The organism is Ruegeria sp. CE12 (assembly GCF_056537525.1).
The window spans coordinates 213041-231531 of sequence record NZ_JBQFRS010000006.1; the positions used below are offsets into that span (position 1 = coordinate 213041).

An 18491-nucleotide genomic window follows, 5' to 3' on the forward strand; every position below is an offset into this window, starting at 1 on the left:
GCAATCAGTTGCGTCAAAGCGTGCCTTTTTTGTGTTCGGGGACAAACATGAACAGTCAATGTATCTCGCCAGCGCTCCATCCTTGGATTCTTAATAAAAGCAGTTTTCCCAGCTTAAGCGCACATCCGCAGCGGGTTTGAGCTATCTTGATCAAAGGTTATCTGGTCTTGCTGTTTTCTTCTGCTTCCGCACGATTGCGCAGTTCCGTCCCCTTTGCGTGCAACTTTCTTGCAAGTTGCGGATCCACGTCGCGCCGTTCCGTTCCAATTATTCGAGTCAAAAGCTGCAGCCCATCCAGCGTATCCATAACCTCGTTCGCGTGCTTTATGTGCCACCGTAAACCTTGTTGTGACAATCTGCTGAGTTCTTTGTCAGCGTTTAGTTCGTCGAGCATTTCCTTCAACGCAGGCAAATGACGCTGGATCGACCTTTCTTCAATCGAGTTGAAATTCCGGTCAGCCCAATATCCCAGATCAATTTCTTTGTGCGATCGGTTTGGCAGGCCACGAGAGGACTTCACCAGATAGGCAAGGGCAGATTTGACCGAATAGTGATTGAGACAAACCAGATCCATCCCCGCCAAAGGCCCGAACGTTATTAAGCCACGCTGTTGGTAAAAACCTGGTAGTGGTCGACCTGAGCCGTTAACCCACCGAAAACTGTGCACGCGATCTCTCTCAGGTTTTTTGGGGCGATGCACGCCAAGCTTTTGATAGGTCCCGTCATTGCGGAATAAGGTTTTGAAGTGGCTTGCCTCCCAAGGCGAGTAGCAGGGAAACGGGGCTGCATGTGTGAACTCCTCCAGAACAGGCGACGCTGAAAGGTCCACCTTTCCGCTGTTGCCAAAGAGTCGCCATGTCAGAGCGTACGCATCAGCATCAGGAGCCGACGCAAACAGATCATCAAGATGTCCTGTACCTGTCTTGATGTTTACGAACTCATCGACGTCTGAAAACAATATCCACTCGGCAGCCTTGGTAAGCTCATGCTTGCCGGCCAGTTCTAGCGCGGTCCACTGCACCCCCTTCTTTGCATAGTCTTGATTGCGCTCGTGGGTTACCCACCCTCGTGCCGCAAGCGCATCCAGCAGATCATCAGTGCCATCTGTACAGTCGTTTGAGTAAATGAGAATGTCATCAAAACCGATCAGTCGGTGATACGCTACCCACTCCAGAATATACGGCGCTTCATTTTTCATCGCCGAAATTAGGAGACGTGCCATCTGGGTACCTGCATTGTGCTTATTGATCAGAGTTGGATTGGTGCGAAGAACGCGTTTTTGCTCGTGTTCACCTAGGTGTCAATGTCGATTGGGTTTGGTGTTTTTGCCCGGAGATTTGTGCCAGCTTAGGCACAAAGATTGGGTGCCACAAACTTTGATTTTAGATTGACGCAAGTGCAAGTGCTCCCCTGCTCAACCTTTTGTCGTGCATACCTAGAACTTGCTAAGCATGATGATCTAGTATCGTCGCTTGAGTTTTTTGGCATTGTCGGAGGGATATTCCCGGTGGTGCTGTGAGGTCTTTCATCTTTTTCGCTGCTTGTCCCAGTCAGGGGTTCATCACGAAAAATCTAACTACTTTCAGCAGGAAATTCAGGTTTCAGAACAAGATCGAAAGTAATATCTTTCAACATGTCACTGGAAGAATTATGTCCTTCTGTCGGGTGCTTTGCGACAATCGATACTTAGACTGGAAGCGGGGGCAGGAGTTACAGGATGCAAGGACAAAATTAGAATGCAGTTGGTCATCCATGCTGGTGTCGCTTTTACCGATGAAGGTCGACTATTGCAGTCTCTTCAAGCCAACGGTCGTGTATTCTCAAAAAATGGCGTGGACATTCCCAGGCCTCGCAGATTTAAGCATTCGGTTTGGCCTGTCCTTCAATCATTGTGGACTGAACCACCGAGTTCGGCCCTACACGAACAATTGCGACGAGCTTTACCGAACAATCCGGACGTCAAACGGACGATGTTGTCCAGCGATGAAATCCTGGGCGGTATCACCGAAGCCATCCATGAAGGCCAGTTTTATCCATTGGCAGGTCAGCGATTGGCTTATATTGATGAAGTACTGCAAGATACTCAGATTGAGTTGTTTCTAGCGGTACGGAATCCCGGTGTTTTTATTCCCAAAGTGCTGATGTCATTAACTGAAGATCAGCGAAGATCCGTTTTTGAAAACACCGACCTGAGCTGCCTGAGCTGGCTCAGTATGATTGAGGATATCAGAGATCTGGCCCCCAATGTGAAAATGACTTTGTGGAGCAATGAGGACACGCCATTGATCTGGGGTGATATTCTTCGTTTGATGGGGGGCTTTCAGGATGACGTAGCTTTCGACGATGAGTATGGGTTGCTAAGTTCATTGCTACGTCCGACCGGTCAGCGCGAGGTTTTGTCCTTAATCCGGCAAGATCCAGCGCCAGAGAAAGAAGATTTGCGAAAGGACTTATCGCGCATCCTGAAAGACTTTGCAGAACCCGACAAAATCGAGGAAGAGATTGATCTACCCGGTTGGTCGGATGATATTCTCAGCGCATTTTCAGAACTGTACGAACAAGATTTGGCACAAATCGCGAACATGCCTGAAGTCCGGTTTCTGGCACCTTAAAAGGGTATTTATGCCAACCGGATTTGCGTGAATCCCGGGTGCAAACTAAGGGATCTAAGTCGATACGTGTGCGCGTTTCGACTTTGTTTCATGAAGCTATCCTGAAGCCGGTATGCCCAGTTGAACTGTCTGGCATATTCCAGGTTCTGGAGTGAACAAAGTAGCGCTCACAATAAGAGGCATGGCATAGATATGACCCACCCCGTATGATTTTACCTGGGCCATCCACCTGGGATAGCGGGTTTACAGCCGGAGATCCTTGGGTGCCATGTGGCAGTGGCCCAAACGCGTCCGCACACCATTCCCAGACGTTACCGGTCATTGCATAAAGACCATAGTTATTTGGATCGTAACTGTCGGCCGGTGCCGTGCCGACGTAACCGTCTTCTGCCAAATTTTCATTAGGGAAATTGCCTTGCCAAATGTTCTGCGCATGGCCTGACCCGGGTACGAGAGCATTCCCCCAAGGCAGACGCTTCCTCTTTAATCCACCGCGTGCTGCGTATTCCCATTCCGCCTCAGTCGGTAAACGCGTACCGGTATATTCGCAAAACGCCACGGCATCATGCCAACTGATGTGAGTTACCGGATGTCGCCCGCGGGCAGTAATATCGCTTCCCGGTCCTTCGGGACTACTCCAGCAAGCGCCTTCTACCCCACACCACCAAGGGGTATGTTGGGCAAATCCTCTGGTAAGACTGGTGTCAGGTACAAATTGGTAAAAGACATAAGACCAGCCTTCAATTTCAGCGGTTGTTCGATAACTGGTCTCGGCCACGAATGCTGCAAAAACCTCATTTGTGACGGTAGTGCGCCCAATATTGAAGCCCGACAGTTTTACCCGTCGCGGCGGGCTGTCAAGATCATCCGCGTAGCGTGATTTTCTCGTCCCCATCTCAAAAATACCACCGGGAATAGGAACCATTAACGCATTGATTGTGTCACGCAGAGAACGTGAAACACCAACCTGCGGCAGTGGCGTTCGATGAGTAGTGCGCGAAGGTGTGATGGGTGCGCAGCCGCATACTTTGTTCTTCATCTGCTTGTCTCAAGATGTTCCTTGATTACCCTCATGAAGGGCGAAGGTCCGCAACAAACAACACTGTGCCAGTGATCAGCTTCACCCAAGTAGCCAAACTTGATTGTTAGTGCATGATTGCCCTTTGATCCAATCGTCTTTGAAGGGCGAAAGCAAGCTGGTTTGTCAGCGGCTGACCGCAGGATCGAGGTGATAACTTCGCCGACGACGGGGTCCTAATGCGACGACAACAATGGCACCTTCAGGGAACCGTTTTCTGCCCACCTTGTCCAACCGAGCAACTCCGGCATGCAGGGCACTTCACGCACTCAGAGCCAGGGCGTCAGCTTTAATTGGAACCGTATTGCCGCAATGATATTGAGCGGCATTGCCAAATCGGTAAGCCGAACCGGAATTCCAAGTGAAATACGCACGTCAACGCCTGTGTTGTTTGGGTTTGCGCATCTCTTTAAGGCCAACCCTCGAACGCTTGATCCGGGGTTTGGCTAAACAAGTGTTTTGAGGATTATTTGAACCTTTTAAGGTTATCCGGCCACAACGTCCTGCCGCTGCACGCCTAATCCTTCTATGCTAAGCTCCATTTTGTCGCCGGGTTGCAGGTAGATCTGCGGATCTTGCCCCATACCGACGCCGGGCGGTGTTCCTGTTGAAATCACATCCCCGGGTTGCAGCGACATAAACTGCGACAGGTGAGATATGACGGTTGCCACGCCAAAATGCATCGTTTTGGTTGAACCGTTCTGATACCGGTGCCCATTTACCTCAAGATACATCGGCAGGTTTTGCGGGTCTGGCACTTCGTCCCGGGTCACCAGCCAGGGGCCAATCGGGCCGAACGTGTCGGCGGATTTTCCTTTTACCCATTGGCCTGAGCGGTGAAGTTGAAAGTCACGCTCAGACAGGTCGTTGACAACGCAGTATCCGGCTACGTGGTCCAAGGCTTCTTCCTCTGAGATGTATTTAGCCTCTTTGCCGATGACCACGCCCAGTTCCACTTCCCAGTCGGTTTTGACAGATCCGCGCGGGATTTCGACCGTATCGTTGGGGCCAACGATGGCAGAGGTTGCCTTGAAGAAAATCACTGGCTCAGCAGGCAACTCCATGCCGCTTTCTGCGGCGTGGTCGGCATAATTAAGGCCAATACAAATGAATTTTCCGACATTGGCGACGCAGGGTCCAATGCGTGGATTGCCGTCTACGACAGGCAGGCTGGCCACATCTACAGTGCGCAGTTTTTTAAGAACAGCATCACCAAGAGTTTCACCAGAGATGTCACCGATCAAATCGGAAAGGTCGCGAACAGTGCCGTCCGAGGTTAACATGCCGGGTTTCTCAGCGCCTCGGGGGCCATAACGTAGTAATTTCATTATAAGGTCCTTCCTGCTCAGATCGTCCAGCCGCCGTCGATGGCAAAGGGCTGACCCGAAGTGTATTTGCTTGCGTCACTGGCCAAATACAGTGCCAGTTCTGCGATCTCTTCCGCTGTGCCAATTCGACCCATCGGTTGACGGGCGATGAAATCGGTCATTGCCTGTTCATAGTCTCCGGTGGCCTGCAGTCTTTCATGCAGGCTTGGGCTGTCGACGGTGCCCGGACATATTGCGTTGCAGCGGATGCCCTGGGTCACGAAATCGGCAGCCACAGATTTGGTCAAGCCAATTACGGCCGCTTTTGAGGCGCAGTAGGCAAATCGGTTGGGTACACCCTTCATGGATGATGCGACCGACGACATGTTGATGATTGACCCACCGCCTGCTTCCAGCATTCCCGGAAGGGTCAGTTGGATCAGTCTGAACATGGCTTTGACGTTGAGGTCGAAGCTGAAATCCCAGTCCTTTTCGTTGCACTCAAGGATTGAGCCTCCCGCAACATAGCCCGCACAGTTAAACAGAACGTCCAGATTTGGCAGGTTGGCTATAGCAGCGGTCACGGCCTCATTGTTCGTTACGTCCAGATTGAGCGGTTCAATCCCGGGGATACTGCCCAATTCGGCAAGCGAAGCATCGTTGATGTCGCTCGCGATCACACGGGCACCTTCGGCCGCAAACAATTCAGCGGTTGCGCGTCCAATGCCTTGACCGGCCGCCGTGATCAGAGCGGTCTTATCCGCAAGCCGGTTGGATGGTTTGAATGTCGACATGGGCAACCTCACAGTTTCTCGGGCAGAAGGTCAGATGGGATGTCCTGATAACAAACCGGTCGCAGAAAGCGCCGGATCGATAATGTCCCGACGGATGTGGCACCAAAATTGGTCGAGGCAGGGTAAGGGCCGCCGTGGACCATGCTGTCGCAAACTTCGACTCCTGTGGGAAAGCTGTTGGCAAGCAGGCGCCCTGCCTTTCGCTCGAGCAGCGGTAGCAATGCCTGAGCCGCTGGTTTGTCGTCTTCATCGAGGTGCAGCGTGCATGTCAGCTGGCCTTCTATGGCCCTGGCGATTTGTTGTATCTGCTCAATGTCTTTCACGCGCACTATAATGCCTAAAGGTCCAAAGACCTCTTCCTGCAACTTGTGATCGGCGAGCCAGTCATCACCGGAAACGGTGAAAAGATATGGGGCAGAGTCGCGCCCGTCGCATCCGGTGCCCATGACCTTCGAAACGCCTGTTCCAGCGGCGACACGTGAAACACCGTCCCGATACGCCGCCGCAATTCCATCGGTCAGCATGGTCTGGTCATCTACCGAAGACAGGCCGGCCTCGGCTGCGGACTGAAATGCATCGGCATCCGGACCGGAAATGATCACGGCGATACCGGGATTGGTGCAGAACTGACCTGCGCCCATCGTCAGCGAAGTCGCCCAGCCCGCACCGATCTCAACCCCGCGCGCGGCTGCGGCTCGTGGCAGTATGAACATTGGGTTGACGGAACCCAGCTCTCCAAAAAACGGAATGGGCTCATCGCGTTGTGCGCACAGATCAAACAGGGCGCGCCCTCCACCCAGGCTGCCGGTAAAGCCCACCGCCCGGATCAGCGGATGTTGTACCAAACGGGTGCCAATATCGCGTTTGCCGCCCTGAACCAACGAAAACACTCCTGGATGAACACCGGTCGCCTTGATGGCGGCGTCGATTGCTTGGGCAACGATCTCGCCAGTACCAGGATGGGCCGAGTGACCTTTGACGACGACCGGGCACCCCGCAGCCAGCGCTGCGGCTGTGTCGCCGCCCGCGACAGAAAATGCCAAAGGAAAGTTAGACGCACCAAATACAGCAACGGGGCCCAGCGGCCGCTGGATCATCCGAAGGTCGGGGCGGGGTAGGGGTGCACGATCTGGCTGGGCAGTGTCGTGGCGGTGGTCAAGGTAGTCTCCGGCCTCGATATGATCTGCAAACAGGCGCAACTGGCCCACGGTGCGACCACGTTCACCCTGCAAGCGTGCCTCGGGCAGTCCGGTTTCCTGTGTTCCGATTTCGGTGATCGCATCTCCTCGCGCATCAATTTCATCCGCGATTTTTCGCAGCAGCGCAGCGCGCTCAGCGCGGGTGGACCAACCAAAACTGGCAAAGGCATCCTCAGCGGCTTTCACGGCTCGGTCGACAAGCACGGGGGTTCCCAGGGCAAAGTCATGGCTGGGACCATGCGCGGGTTCCGACGCAAAGGTTGCTTCTGCGCCGACCCATTCGCCAGCGATCAGGTGTTTTCCAGTCAACATGTTAGTTCTCTCTTACAGCAGGCCGCGATGGGCGAGGTTTCGCATCAGGTGAGACGCCCCGAAGGTCCATTCGGGGCATTCCGTCGACAGGCGCACCGTGTTTGTCAGCGCCCCAAGTTGTGCGTTGGCAATGGTGACGACATCGCCAAGCTTATGAGTAAATCCACCACCGGGAGTATCGCGGTCCTGGGTTGGGGCGAATAGAGTTCCGAGAAACAGCATCAGCCCGTCAGGATATTGATGATGGCGTCCGATGGTCTGCTTCACAAGATCTACTGGATCACGGCTAATCTGGGACATCGACGAACTACCGTCTAACACAAACCCGTCTGGTCCTGTGACGGTAAGCGTTAGTTCGGCCTGACGTATATCGTCCAACGAAAATGTCTCGTCAAACAGCCTTATCATCGGCCCGATTGCGCAAGAGGCATTGTTATCTTTTGCCTTGCTCAGCAACAGGGCTGAGCGGCCTTCGACATCACGCAGGTTTACGTCATTCCCAAGTGTTGCACCCTTAATTTCACCTTGCGAAGTCACGGTCAGAACAATTTCGGGCTCGGGGTTGTTCCAGGTTGAAATGGGGTGAAGCCCGATACTTGCACCAAACCCGACTGAGGACAAAACCTGTGCTTTGGAAAACACTTCGGCATCGGGGCCAATCCCGACTTCCAGGTATTGGCTCCAGAGATCTTCGGCGATCAGGGCCTCTTTGACCTCAGCGGCATCGCTCGATCCCGGTACGATGTTCGAGAGGCTGTCCCCGATCCGGTCCCCGATGCGCGCTCTGATCGCATCTGCCTTGGCAGGATCGCCTGCAGCCTGTTCCTCGATCACGCGTTCGACCATAGACCCGGCAAATGTGACACCGCAGGCCTTTATGGCCTGCAAGTCGCAAGGGGCGAGCCATCGGTGGTTAGTGTCCAGCGGGCCGATATCTTGACCTTGAGCTTTTTGTACATAGTCCGCTGTATCGTCGCGTTCCAGGATATCCCGGACAGTTGGTGCCGTTTTCGACGTGATATCTACAACTTGCCCATGGCGCAGTGTTACCACGCTGGGGCCGATCCCGGCGCGTTCAATACGCCCGAGCCACAGCCCGTCTGAATCCAGTGTGGGTATATTCATTTCAGTCCCTGAGGTTATAGGCCCGGGCGGCATTCCCACCCATTATTGCTTGGCGTTCTGCGTTGCTCAGTTGGCTTAGCAGCATATCGGTGGTTTCGAGCCAGCGCTGGTAACTGCAGGCCAAGGTGCAAACTGGCCAGTCACTGCCCCAGATCAGGCGCGACGGACCGAAGGTGTTCAGCAAATGATCTACGTACGGTCGCAGGTCTTCAATCGTCCAATCTGCGGCAGCCTCGGTTACCAGACCCGACAGTTTACACCAGGCGCTGGTTTCTCGGGCTAATGCTGCCATGTTCTCGGACCAATCACCCAAGATCGCGTCTTTGATCAGTGGTTTCGACCCATGGTCGATGACCACGCGCATATCGGGCCGGCGTTCAAGAAGTTGCCTGAGCGGGCCCAGGTGCTGGGGCAAGGTCAGGGCATCGAATGTCAGGTCATGTCGCTGAATTGCTTCGAAAGCCGGTGTCAGCGTGCCGCCCAGCATCCACATAGGGTCAGCGATGTCCTGTATCATCGGGCGAAGGCCGACCAGTGCTGGGTGTGTGGCCAAAGCGGCGATCTGTGCCGACGCATCAACGGCTTCAAAGTCAACCCAACCCGCAACACCTTTGATGAACGCGTTCTGATCCGCCAGAGAGAGCATGTATTCGGTCTCGGCCAAAGTCGGTGCCGCTTGCACAAGGACTGTGCCATCAATCTCAGCAGCACCGAGCAGAGGTGCTATATCCTCTGGAATAAAATCCCTGTAGATCGCGCTCAGATCGGGCGTCAGCCAACCATAGTCGCCGCGCGCCAGAGCCCAGAAATGCTGATGCGCGTCGATCCTCATCCGATCACACCTTTTTTCAGAATGATGTTGCCATAGAGTCTGTGCTCGCCTGTCTGGACGATGGCAAAAGCGTTGGTGGCACGCTCGTAGAAAGCAAACCGTTCCATCCCTTGAATCTTTGCTGGAGTGTCCGCGGTCGCGTCGATGATGCGCTGAAAGTCCGCCACAGCGTCAGGAATTGCGTCCGGGTCTCCGACAACCTGCATGGTCAAAGCCGGATCAGGAACGAACGTGTCCAAGGGCATCACGGACAACACGGCCTGTAATATTTCGCTGGCCGAAGACCCATCCGCCCGGATGCATTCCGGCCCACTGCTAGACCCCGGGAAATTCGCATCTGCGATAACGATCTCATCCCCGTGGCCCATGGCCCTCAGGGTATAGAGAAGATCCGGCGAAAGTATCGGGTTGATGTTACGCAGCATCTGCAACCTCACTTGGTATAGGTGCGTCCGGGCGGATCAGGCCCTCGGATTTCAGATCCGACCAAAGACTCGGAGGTATGTCGCGCTCCATCAGCGCAACATTGGACTGCACCTCGGATGCGTTGACGGCTCCGGGTACCACTGTTTTCACACAAGGATGACCCAGAACAAATTGTAGCGCTGCAGCGATCAGCGGAGTTCCGTGGGCTGCGCAAACGATTTCGATCTTGCGGACCCTATCCAGAATGTCCTCGGGCGCGTCCGCGTAATTGTACTTGGCACCGGGCACTGCCCCAGTTGCGAGAATGCCCGAGTTGTATGGCCCGCCCAAGATGATCCCAACATCGCGCTGCTCACAGAGCGGCAGGAAACTGTCGAGGGCTTCCTGTTCCAACAGCGTATACCGCCCTGCCAATAGGAACCCGTCAAAGTCACCCAGCCCAAGAAGCTTTTCGCAAACCTGCCATTCGTTTACGCCTGCGCCGATTGCGGCGATTTCGCCTGCATCGCGCAATTCCGTCAGCGCCTTGTATCCCCCGCCATCAAAAAGCTCGCGCACTTTGGCATCCGACAATTCCTGACTGCCTTGGCTGAAGACACAAACATCATGGACCAAAAGGATATCAGAGTTGGCGACACCGATCCTGTCGCGGCTGGCCTCGTAAGACCGCATTACCCCGTCATAGGTATAGTCAAACACGATCCTCTTTTGGGGCACGTCGACGAAGGCTTCGGGTGTCACCTCATGCGGTTCGCAATCCAACAGAAGGCGACCGATCTTGGTCGAAAGCTGTATGTTCTCCCGACCGAACCTGGCAATCGCTTCGCCAAACCGGTTTTCGGACCGGCCAAGTCCGTATTGCGGCGCAGTGTCGAAAAAGCGGATGCCAGCGTCATATGCCGCCTGCAACGCCGCTTGTGCGTCAACATCGGATACTTTGCGGTACAGGTTTCCCAACGGCGCTCCGCCAAAACCCATTCGGGTCAGTGGAACAGGCCGTGCAGTACGATTGTTCAATGGCTCTGTCTGAGAAACGGTCATCCTGCCTCGCTATCCGGCTGTGGCGTGAGGTTGAACAAATGAGGCTTTTGCCGCTCCAGTTGCTCGATACGCGGCATCAACTGCCCAAGGTGAATGCGCATGGCGTCCTGCGCAGCCTGTTCATCGCGGTTGCTGATCGCCTCGAAAATTGCCCGATGTTCGGCCAGTGTTTCGGCGATCCGGCCCGGTGTAGGCAACAGCAGCATACGGGCGCGGCTGACCTGCAGGGAAACGGTCTGTGCTACGTCCGCGAGGCGTCGGAAGCCGGTGAACTCCATCAGCAGAGCATGGAACTCTTCATCGGCCTGATAAAAGCCGGGGATGTCCTCATCCTCGATCAACAGTTCCTGCAGGCGCATGTTGCGGCTTAACCGTTTGCGCTGATCGTCGGTCAGATCGCGTGCAACCTTGGCGACGGTTGCGAGCTCAAGTGCCTCGCGCAGGAAAACGCCTTCGCGGATTTCGGCCATCGAAAAGTAGGACACGCGGGTTCCAGATTGCGGCACCACATCCACCAATCCTTCCGAGGCCAGTCGTGCAATCGCATCGGCAACAGGGGCGCGCGAAACGCCCAGTCGCTCACACACAGGCGCCTTTCGTAGATTTGCGCCGGGTGGAAAATCCAGCGACAGAATCGCCTGCTTCAGTGAGTGGTGGACCCGTTGAGTCAGCGACCCTTCGGTTGTCGTGATCTCAGGCAGCAAAGCGGCGTCTATGTCTTGTTGTTTGTTCATGCTTAGCAATTTAGCATTCTAACATGTTAGTTGACAAGTAACGATTTTGAGCTTAGCAACATTGGCCATGCAAGCGGGGAAGACATGCAAGCACATAGCGGCATAAGTGTATTGGAGGAGGCGGCGCGCGAAGTCGTAAAGCTCAATCCACAAGACAATATCGTCATAGCTTTGCGGGATTTGGAGGCGGGTGAGCAGCCCACTTCTGCTCCAGTGCCGTTAGTCTCTTCAGTCCCCCGCGGTCACAAGATTGCTGTGGCTCCAATTCAGGCTGGCGCGAATATTATTCGTTATGGCCAGATCATCGGGCAGGCCAAGTGCGACATCGCGCCGGGTGAACATATCCATGTGCACAATCTTGGTATGGGGGCGCACCAGCAGGACTATGCGCACGCAAGCGCGAACACGCCGCTGTCTGCTTTGAACGAAGGTCGGACGTTTGACGGTTACCATCGAACCGACGGCAGAGTGGGCACACGCAATTACATCGGCATTTTGACCACAGTGAACTGCTCGGGCTCTGTTGCACGTTTCATTGCCGAAGCTTCTGAAAAGTCTGGGTTGCTGGACAGTTTTCCCAATGTCGACGGTGTTGTCCCAATCGTGCATGGGACTGGCTGTGGAATGTCCGGCAAGGATGAAGGCTATGCCACCTTGTTCCGGACGCTGGCCGGTTATGCGCAACATCCGAATTTCGGGGGTATCCTGCTGATCGGTCTGGGATGTGAGGTCATGCAAGTGGCCGATCTTGTCGGTGGGCGTCCAATCCGCGCTGACGGGGTGCTTCGCTATATGACCATTCAGAGCGAGGGCGGAACCCGGCGTACCATTGAAAGGGGGCTGGAAGAACTGCGCGGCATCGCTGAGTTGGCCAATCAGGCTGAACGCGCCCCGGCTCCGATCAGTGCCATTACGGTCGGCATGCAATGCGGCGGCTCTGATGGGTATTCGGGGATCACCGCGAATCCGGCATTGGGATATGCCTCGGATCTGCTGGTGCGCCACGGCGGCACGACGATCCTATCGGAGACCTCGGAAATCTACGGGGCGGAACACCTGCTGACCCGGCGCGCCGAGTCGGTAGAGGTCGGCGAAAAGCTGATCGACCGTATCCATTGGTGGGAAGATTACACTTCCCGCAACGGCGGTGAGATGGATAACAACCCGAGCCCCGGCAACAAGCGCGGCGGGCTCACGACAATTCTCGAAAAATCGCTGGGCGCTGTCGCTAAAGGAGGCACCGCGCCGCTACGAGATGTCTACAAGTTCGGTGAGATGATCGACAAGCAAGGTTTTGTCTTCATGGACAGTCCCGGGTTTGATCCATGTTCGGTGACCGGACAAGTGGCCTCGGGCGCGAATCTGATCGTGTTCACCACCGGGCGAGGATCAGTGTCGGGGTATCAGCCGACGCCCTGTATCAAGCTGGCCACCAATTCCGAAATGTACGCACGCATGGCTGACGACATGGACCTGAATTGCGGCGACATCGTCACCGATGGGGTCAGCATCGAGACCAAGGGTGAAGAACTGTTCGAAATGCTGATCCGCGTCGCCTCGGGCAACAAAACAAAAAGCGAGGAACTTGGCTTTGGGGGCGTTGAATTCGTTCCCTGGCAAATCGGCGCGGTGATGTAATCCGCGTTTGGCCCAAGGGAGAAGGGCACATGGGAGGAAGCATGACTAAACTGGTCGAAATGACGGGGATTGAAAAATTCTTCCCCGGCGTGCACGCGCTGAAATCCGTGCAGTTCGATCTGGAACCGGGCGAAGTTCACGCGCTTATGGGTGAAAACGGTGCCGGGAAAAGTACGCTGATGAAGATCCTGTCGGGTATCTATCAGCGCGATGGTGGAACGCTGAAGATTGAAGGGCGTGAAGTCAGCCCGACAACCCCCCGTGAAGCGCAGGATCTGGGCATTGGGATCATTCATCAGGAGTTGAGCCTGATGAACGACCTGAGCGTTGCTCAGAATATCTTTATTGGACGCGAACCTCGCAAAAGTTTTGGCCGTTTGGACGAGGCGGCACTGAATACGCAGACCGCCGAAATCTTTGCCTCGATGAACCTCAGCCTTGATCCCAAGGCGTTGGTGGGTAGCCTGACCATTGCGAAACAGCAAATGGTCGAGATCGCCAAGGCGCTGTCGTTCCGATCCAAAGTGCTGATCATGGACGAGCCCACGGCGGCCTTGAATGACGCCGAGATTGCGGAGCTGTTCGTGATCATCCGCCGCCTCAAGGCCGAGGGCGTGGGCATCGTTTACATCAGCCACAAGATGGACGAGTTGAAACAGATTTCAGATCGTGTGACGGTCATGCGCGATGGGGAATATGTCGGAACGGTAGGGGCCGCCGAAACCCCGATCAGCCAGATCATCGCTATGATGGTTGGACGTGAGGTCAATGAAGAGCCGCTGGACGTACCTGATCTGGGCGACGCTGAGTTGTCTCTGCAGGTCACCGGACTGAACCGGGACAAAGAAATTCAAGACGTCACCTTTTCGGTCAAAAAGGGCGAAATTCTGGGCTTTGCCGGTCTGATGGGCGCAGGTCGTACCGAGGTTGCACGGGCTATCTTCGGGGCCGATCCCAAGGATAGCGGCGAAATCCGGGTACATGGTCAGGTGGTGTCGATAAAATCACCCACTGACGCCGTCAAAGCGGGGATTGGATACCTATCCGAGGACCGGAAGCATTTCGGCCTCGCCACTGGTATGAACGTACGCGATAACATCGCGCTTGCCTCGATGGACCTATTCACCGGCGCAGGCGGGGTTCTGCACGATGGTGAAATCAGCGACACCGCCAATAGCTACATTAAGCAGTTGGGCATTAGAACGCCATCTGACGTTCAGGAGGTTCGACTGCTGTCGGGGGGTAATCAGCAGAAGGTGGTCATCGCCAAATGGCTGCTCCGCGACTGCGATATCCTGATTTTTGACGAACCCACGCGGGGTATCGACGTCGGTGCTAAATCCGAGATTTACAAACTGCTGGAAGACCTGGCGGGGCAAGGCAAGACGATCATCGTGATCTCATCGGAACTACCCGAAATCATGCGCCTCAGCCATCGCATCGCCGTGATGTGCGAAGGCCGACTGACCGGCATTCTACCCGGCGGAAAAGACACCACTCAAGAAGACATCATGCATCTGGCCACGCAGCGCGCGGCGGCGATGCAGGTAACAGGGACAGTCCAATGACCACAGCTACGGATATCGACAAGAAGAAACCCCTCGCGGGTCTGTCGGAAAGCGGTGCCTACCAAAAACTGCTGGCGTTCGCGAGTTTGATCGCCCTGCTGATCGGCTTCTCGATCGCGTCGCCGAATTTCATGCAGACCTCGAACATGATCGCGATTTTGCAGGCGACCTCGGTCAACGGGGTGCTGGCGGTGGCTGCGACGCTGATCATCATCACCGGCGGGATCGACCTATCGCTGGGAACATTGATGACCTTCTGTGCGGTGATCGCGGGCGTTGTTCTGACCTATCTGGGGATGCCCTTGCTGTTGGGTGTCGCAGCGGCCATCGCGGCGGGGGCGCTTTGCGGTCTGTGCTCGGGTACGTTTGTGGCCAAGATGAAGATCCCGCCCTTCATTGCGACTTTGGGCATGATGCTAATCCTCAAGGGTATGTCGCTGGTGATCTCGGGCACAAGGCCGATCTATTTCAACGACACGCCGGGCTTTGACCAAATTTCGCGCGGGTCACTGATCGGCGAGGTTTTTCCGTCTCTGCCTATCCCCAATGGTGTGCTGATCCTGTTCCTTGTGGCTATCGCAGCCTCATACATTCTGGGGCGCACGGTTCTGGGCCGGTACACCTTTGCGCTTGGTTCCAATGAGGAAGCAGTGCGTCTGTCCGGCGTAAACACCGACATGTGGAAGATGCGCATTTACGCGCTAGCCGGCGCGATCTGCGGCATCGCCGGCATCTTGATCGCCTCGCGTCTGAATTCCGCGCAACCGGCATTGGGACTTGGATACGAACTGGAGGCGATCGCCGCCGTTGTGATCGGAGGGACTTCTCTGTCCGGCGGGCGCGGGACGATTCTGGGTACGCTCATTGGTGCCTTGATTATGGCCGTGCTGACCAACGGTTTGCGCGTGCTGTCCGTCGCGCAGGAATGGCAGACCGGTGTGACCGGAGCAATCATCATCCTGGCCGTCTATGCCGATATGGCACGGCGCAAGAAATCGGGATGACCAAGCAACTAAATCAATAATCAAAACGACCAACTGGAGGAGAAAAACATGTTTTCACGTCGTTTCATTCTGGGGGCGCTGAGTGCAGTCACCCTGGCAGGACCCGCCTCGATGGCGGCGGCAGAAGAAATTTACATCCCGCTGGTATCCAAAGGTTTCCAGCATCAGTTCTGGCAGGCAGTAAAGTCTGGCGCGGAACAAGCAGCTGACGAGTTTGATGTCACCATCACATTCGAAGGCCCAGACAATGAAACAATGGTGGACCGCCAGATCGATATGCTGGCTGCCGCTTTGGCCAACAACCCAAAAGCCATCGGTTTTGCCGCTCTGGACAGTCAAGCCGCAATCCCGTTGCTGAAACAGGCCAATGAAAAGGGTATTCCGATCATCGCTTTCGACAGCGGCGTTGACAGCGATATTCCGCTTTCAACCGCGACAACGGATAACCTGGCGGCAGCCGGGCTCGCAGCCGACAAGATGGCAGAGAAAATTGGTGGCAAGGGTAAAGTCGCGGTTGTCGCTCACGACCAGACCAGCCGCACCGGTATTGATCGCCGCGATGGCTTCGTCAATCGCATGGCCGAGAAGTATCCGGATATCGAAGTTGTCACGGTTCAGTACGGCCAGGGCGACCACCTGAAGTCGACCGAAGTCACCAAGGCAATCCTGACAGCAAACCCTGATCTGAATGGCATTTTCGGCACAAACGAAGGCTCTGCCATTGGCGTTGTAAATGGTGTTCAGGAACTGGGCACCGAAGGTCTGGTCATCATCGGCTATGACAGCGGCAAGGCCCAGAAAGACGCAATCAAGAGCGGCTTGATGGCGGGCGCTATCACGCAAAACCCGGTCGGCATCGGCTATGAGACGGTGAAGGCAGCGGTTGCGGCTCTGAACGGGGAAGAGGTTCCGGGCCTGATCGACACGGGCTTCTACTATTACGACGCCTCGAACATTGATGACCCAAAGATCGCGGCCGTTTTGTACGACTAAGGAACTTTGGTTTAGTGAGCGGTCCGGCCTGCCTTTTGGGTGGGCCGGATGCTTTGATCTGAAGTCTACCAGGCGAATGGATGCGAAGGCGTACTGGGTAGGTACATTCGGTTTATCCCTCGGATGGAGGGGGTGTTTTTAATATGTGGCTTCTGGAAACAGATCGTTTGTCGAGCAGGTATGTTCAGCGGTGCACTTGGTAGAGAACTCGGGCAGTACCGTTCGCACACTGGGAATTCATCCTTAAGTATCCGAGTTCCATTGCATCTCTTCAAGCAGCACCTGTTTCGCTTCCGAAAGAGAGACCGCCTGATTTGTGATCAGAAAAACAGTTGCGCTTGGCTCGTTCTCATAGGGCGGAAGGCGGAACAGGTCGCCTCTTGCTGCGTAAGGGTCAGCTAAATGAACTGGAAGGAAGCCAATACCCAATCCGCATTCGATCATACGTCTGACTTCGTTCACATGACTGGATTGCCCTTTCAACGGCTAGGCTTGAGCCATTCTGGATTTCGACCGATGCGTTCGAGTAAGAAGTCCATGAAAACGCGCACTTTGGCCGAGAGAACATTTGTCTGTGGATAGATTAGCCAAAGCGCAGTATCTGCGAAACAGGTGTAGTCTGGAAGTACACGAACGAGGCTTCCGGAAGAAAGCTCACTATGGACGCTCCATAGAGAATGTGGTGCGATACCTGCTCCAGAGAGTGTCGCGACCTTGTGGCTATGTCCGTCATCAATGATAAGTTTGCAGCTTCCGGCGTTTGGATCAAACTCGGAAAATGTGCCATCATCTCTGACCATGCGTTGCGGTGCATCGTTTCCGAATGCAACAAGGTGGTGGTGCCGAAGATCTTCAGGCGTATCTGGATAGCCGTGTTTTTGCAGGTAGTCCGGCGACGCACAGAGAACGCGGGTGTCGTCTGCAAGTTTGCGACCACGTAGCGTGGAGTCTTCCAGGACGGCATTGCGAATTGCCAGGTCAAAACTTCCTTCAATCAGATCAAATTGCTTATCCGACAAACGCATATCCAGGCGAAGCTTGGGTTGCCTCGCCATGAAGTCCGGCAAGATGGGCGCGATATAGAGCTGCGCGAATGTACTTGGAGCGGTGAAGCGCAGGGTGCCTGATACCTCTGCACGACCTTGTCCAAGGGCCGCCCTGGCTGCGTCTTCGCGCGCAATGATATCTCGGGCGTAGGGCAGAAACTCCAACCCTTCGGTCGACAGGGCGACTTTCCGAGTGGAGCGGTGGAGGAGGTCAGCGCCGATGCTTTTCTCCAGTTTTGTCATCCACGCGCTGGCCACCGAGGGTGCAAGACCAAGCTCGCGGCCGGCTGCGCTGATGTTCAGCTTGTCGGCGGCAAGAACAAACAGTCGAAGGGTGTCCGTTTCCATTTTATATCCAAAACCAGAATTCTGCTTCCAAATTAGCCTCAGTTTTTTCTGGTTTTGCAATAGGGCATATCTCCATCGAACGACACGAACCTCAAGGAGGCACCCCATGGTCTATTATTCTGTACTGGCAGTCACACCGTCCAGCGAGGACTGGATTCCCGACTATCTACCAACGGCGAACAAGTTGGTTGCCAAGCACGGTGGCAGGTATCTGGCACGCACGGCATCACACGAGCAAGTAGAAGGCAGCGAGCAAGCTGCTGCGTTACGCATCATTCTAGAATGGCCGTCTAAGGAAGCTGCCATGAGCTTTATGAATGACCCGGAATACAGGCCTCATCTCGACGCTCGCACCAAGGGCTCGGAAAGCTATCATTTTGTGATCGAAGGTAAGGACGACCTGACCTGAAGATGCAGCACTAACCTGATGTGTT

18 protein-coding genes are annotated in these 18491 nt (G+C 55.0%); 6 read left to right on the forward strand and 12 right to left on the reverse strand.

The annotated features are described in order from the left end of the window. Positions 1-157: 157 nt before the first annotated feature. On the reverse strand, positions 158-1222 hold the full coding sequence (locus ACR0IO_RS15740) for a glycosyltransferase family 2 protein (RefSeq protein WP_480742541.1): 1065 nt from the start codon (positions 1220-1222) through the stop codon (positions 158-160). Positions 1223-1670: 448 nt separating this feature from the next. Here ACR0IO_RS15740 and ACR0IO_RS15745 point away from each other — a divergent pair, with 448 nt between their 5' ends. Beyond that, on the forward strand, positions 1671-2612 hold the full coding sequence (locus ACR0IO_RS15745; RefSeq protein ID WP_480742542.1) for a hypothetical protein: 942 nt from the start codon (positions 1671-1673) through the stop codon (positions 2610-2612). 88 nt (positions 2613-2700) lie between these two features. Here the strand turns inward: ACR0IO_RS15745 and ACR0IO_RS15750 are convergent, their stop codons facing one another. The 9 genes from ACR0IO_RS15750 to ACR0IO_RS15790 all read right to left on the reverse strand — a co-directional run bounded on the left by ACR0IO_RS15750 (position 2701) and on the right by ACR0IO_RS15790 (position 11460). Beyond that, positions 2701-3651 (reverse strand): formylglycine-generating enzyme family protein, encoded by a 951-nt coding sequence (locus tag ACR0IO_RS15750; RefSeq protein ID WP_480742543.1) that lies wholly within the window; start codon positions 3649-3651, stop codon positions 2701-2703. Between the two features lie 524 nt (positions 3652-4175). Further along, positions 4176-5018, reverse strand: a complete 843-nt coding sequence (locus ACR0IO_RS15755) for a fumarylacetoacetate hydrolase family protein (RefSeq protein WP_480742544.1) — start codon at positions 5016-5018, stop codon at positions 4176-4178. Positions 5019-5035: 17 nt separating this feature from the next. Beyond that, a complete protein-coding gene (locus ACR0IO_RS15760; protein ID WP_155149266.1) occupies positions 5036-5791 on the reverse strand; it encodes an SDR family oxidoreductase in 756 nt (251 codons plus the stop codon). An 8-nt stretch (positions 5792-5799) separates the two neighbouring features. Then, a complete protein-coding gene (locus ACR0IO_RS15765) occupies positions 5800-7302 on the reverse strand; it encodes an aldehyde dehydrogenase (NADP(+)) (RefSeq protein ID WP_480742545.1) in 1503 nt (500 codons plus the stop codon). Between the two features lie 12 nt (positions 7303-7314). Then, on the reverse strand, positions 7315-8427 hold the full coding sequence (locus tag ACR0IO_RS15770) for a fumarylacetoacetate hydrolase family protein (RefSeq protein WP_480742546.1): 1113 nt from the start codon (positions 8425-8427) through the stop codon (positions 7315-7317). Position 8428: 1 nt separating this feature from the next. Then, positions 8429-9259, reverse strand: a complete 831-nt coding sequence (locus ACR0IO_RS15775) for an amidohydrolase family protein (RefSeq protein WP_480742547.1) — start codon at positions 9257-9259, stop codon at positions 8429-8431. Beyond that, entirely contained in the window at positions 9256-9684 is a 429-nt protein-coding gene (locus ACR0IO_RS15780) for an RbsD/FucU family protein (RefSeq protein ID WP_480742548.1), read from the reverse strand. Before ACR0IO_RS15780 ends, ACR0IO_RS15775 begins: the two co-directional genes overlap by 4 nt. Continuing rightward, positions 9674-10726 carry an aldo/keto reductase gene (locus tag ACR0IO_RS15785; protein ID WP_480742549.1) on the reverse strand — a complete coding sequence of 351 codons (1053 nt, stop codon included), beginning with the start codon at positions 10724-10726 and terminating at the stop codon, positions 9674-9676. Before ACR0IO_RS15785 ends, ACR0IO_RS15780 begins: the two co-directional genes overlap by 11 nt. Then, positions 10723-11460: a GntR family transcriptional regulator gene (locus tag ACR0IO_RS15790; RefSeq protein ID WP_209016337.1), complete on the reverse strand. Its 738-nt coding sequence runs from the start codon at positions 11458-11460 to the stop codon at positions 10723-10725. The genes ACR0IO_RS15785 and ACR0IO_RS15790 overlap by 4 nt, the downstream gene beginning before the upstream one ends. Before the next feature lie 84 nt (positions 11461-11544). On the opposite strand from ACR0IO_RS15790, the gene ACR0IO_RS15795 reads away from it, so the two are divergent. From ACR0IO_RS15795 to ACR0IO_RS15810, 4 genes are read left to right on the forward strand one after another with little or no spacing between them, the layout of a single operon-like run. Continuing rightward, entirely contained in the window at positions 11545-13098 is a 1554-nt protein-coding gene (locus tag ACR0IO_RS15795) for a UxaA family hydrolase (protein ID WP_480742550.1), read from the forward strand. Between the two features lie 41 nt (positions 13099-13139). After that, positions 13140-14666 (forward strand): sugar ABC transporter ATP-binding protein, encoded by a 1527-nt coding sequence (locus ACR0IO_RS15800; RefSeq protein WP_480742551.1) that lies wholly within the window; start codon positions 13140-13142, stop codon positions 14664-14666. Beyond that, entirely contained in the window at positions 14663-15670 is a 1008-nt protein-coding gene (locus ACR0IO_RS15805) for an ABC transporter permease (RefSeq protein WP_480742552.1), read from the forward strand. Before ACR0IO_RS15800 ends, ACR0IO_RS15805 begins: the two co-directional genes overlap by 4 nt. Positions 15671-15718: 48 nt before the next feature. Further along, the gene (locus ACR0IO_RS15810; protein WP_155149249.1) at positions 15719-16663 is read left to right on the forward strand and encodes an ABC transporter substrate-binding protein; all 945 of its coding nucleotides are present in this window, start codon (positions 15719-15721) and stop codon (positions 16661-16663) included. A 243-nt stretch (positions 16664-16906) separates the two neighbouring features. Here the strand turns inward: ACR0IO_RS15810 and ACR0IO_RS15815 are convergent, their stop codons facing one another. Further along, the gene (locus ACR0IO_RS15815) at positions 16907-17125 is read right to left on the reverse strand and encodes a LysR substrate-binding domain-containing protein (protein WP_480742553.1); all 219 of its coding nucleotides are present in this window, start codon (positions 17123-17125) and stop codon (positions 16907-16909) included. A 17-nt stretch (positions 17126-17142) separates the two neighbouring features. Beyond that, positions 17143-18117, reverse strand: a complete 975-nt coding sequence (locus ACR0IO_RS15820; RefSeq protein WP_480742554.1) for a LysR family transcriptional regulator — start codon at positions 18115-18117, stop codon at positions 17143-17145. A 46-nt stretch (positions 18118-18163) separates the two neighbouring features. Between ACR0IO_RS15820 and ACR0IO_RS15825 the strand changes: the two genes are divergently transcribed. Further along, positions 18164-18466 carry a DUF1330 domain-containing protein gene (locus tag ACR0IO_RS15825; protein WP_480742555.1) on the forward strand — a complete coding sequence of 101 codons (303 nt, stop codon included), beginning with the start codon at positions 18164-18166 and terminating at the stop codon, positions 18464-18466. Positions 18467-18491 lie beyond the last annotated feature (25 nt).

Bases quoted from the DNA above. Each gene is read 5' to 3' on its own strand.
- ACR0IO_RS15740 (WP_480742541.1), bottom strand. From the start codon at position 1,222: ATGGCACGTCTCCTAATTTCGGCGATGAAAAATGAAGCGCCGTATATT.
- ACR0IO_RS15750 (WP_480742543.1), bottom strand. From the start codon at position 3,651: ATGAAGAACAAAGTATGCGGCTGCGCACCCATCACACCTTCGCGCACT.
- ACR0IO_RS15755 (WP_480742544.1), bottom strand. From the start codon at position 5,018: ATGAAATTACTACGTTATGGCCCCCGAGGCGCTGAGAAACCCGGCATG.
- ACR0IO_RS15760 (WP_155149266.1), bottom strand. From the start codon at position 5,791: ATGTCGACATTCAAACCATCCAACCGGCTTGCGGATAAGACCGCTCTG.
- ACR0IO_RS15765 (WP_480742545.1), bottom strand. From the start codon at position 7,302: ATGTTGACTGGAAAACACCTGATCGCTGGCGAATGGGTCGGCGCAGAA.
- ACR0IO_RS15770 (WP_480742546.1), bottom strand. From the start codon at position 8,427: ATGAATATACCCACACTGGATTCAGACGGGCTGTGGCTCGGGCGTATT.
- ACR0IO_RS15775 (WP_480742547.1), bottom strand. From the start codon at position 9,259: ATGAGGATCGACGCGCATCAGCATTTCTGGGCTCTGGCGCGCGGCGAC.
- ACR0IO_RS15780 (WP_480742548.1), bottom strand. From the start codon at position 9,684: ATGCTGCGTAACATCAACCCGATACTTTCGCCGGATCTTCTCTATACC.
- ACR0IO_RS15785 (WP_480742549.1), bottom strand. From the start codon at position 10,726: ATGACCGTTTCTCAGACAGAGCCATTGAACAATCGTACTGCACGGCCT.
- ACR0IO_RS15790 (WP_209016337.1), bottom strand. From the start codon at position 11,460: ATGAACAAACAACAAGACATAGACGCCGCTTTGCTGCCTGAGATCACG.
- ACR0IO_RS15795 (WP_480742550.1), top strand. From the start codon at position 11,545: ATGCAAGCACATAGCGGCATAAGTGTATTGGAGGAGGCGGCGCGCGAA.
- ACR0IO_RS15800 (WP_480742551.1), top strand. From the start codon at position 13,140: ATGACTAAACTGGTCGAAATGACGGGGATTGAAAAATTCTTCCCCGGC.
- ACR0IO_RS15805 (WP_480742552.1), top strand. From the start codon at position 14,663: ATGACCACAGCTACGGATATCGACAAGAAGAAACCCCTCGCGGGTCTG.
- ACR0IO_RS15810 (WP_155149249.1), top strand. From the start codon at position 15,719: ATGTTTTCACGTCGTTTCATTCTGGGGGCGCTGAGTGCAGTCACCCTG.
- ACR0IO_RS15825 (WP_480742555.1), top strand. From the start codon at position 18,164: ATGGTCTATTATTCTGTACTGGCAGTCACACCGTCCAGCGAGGACTGG.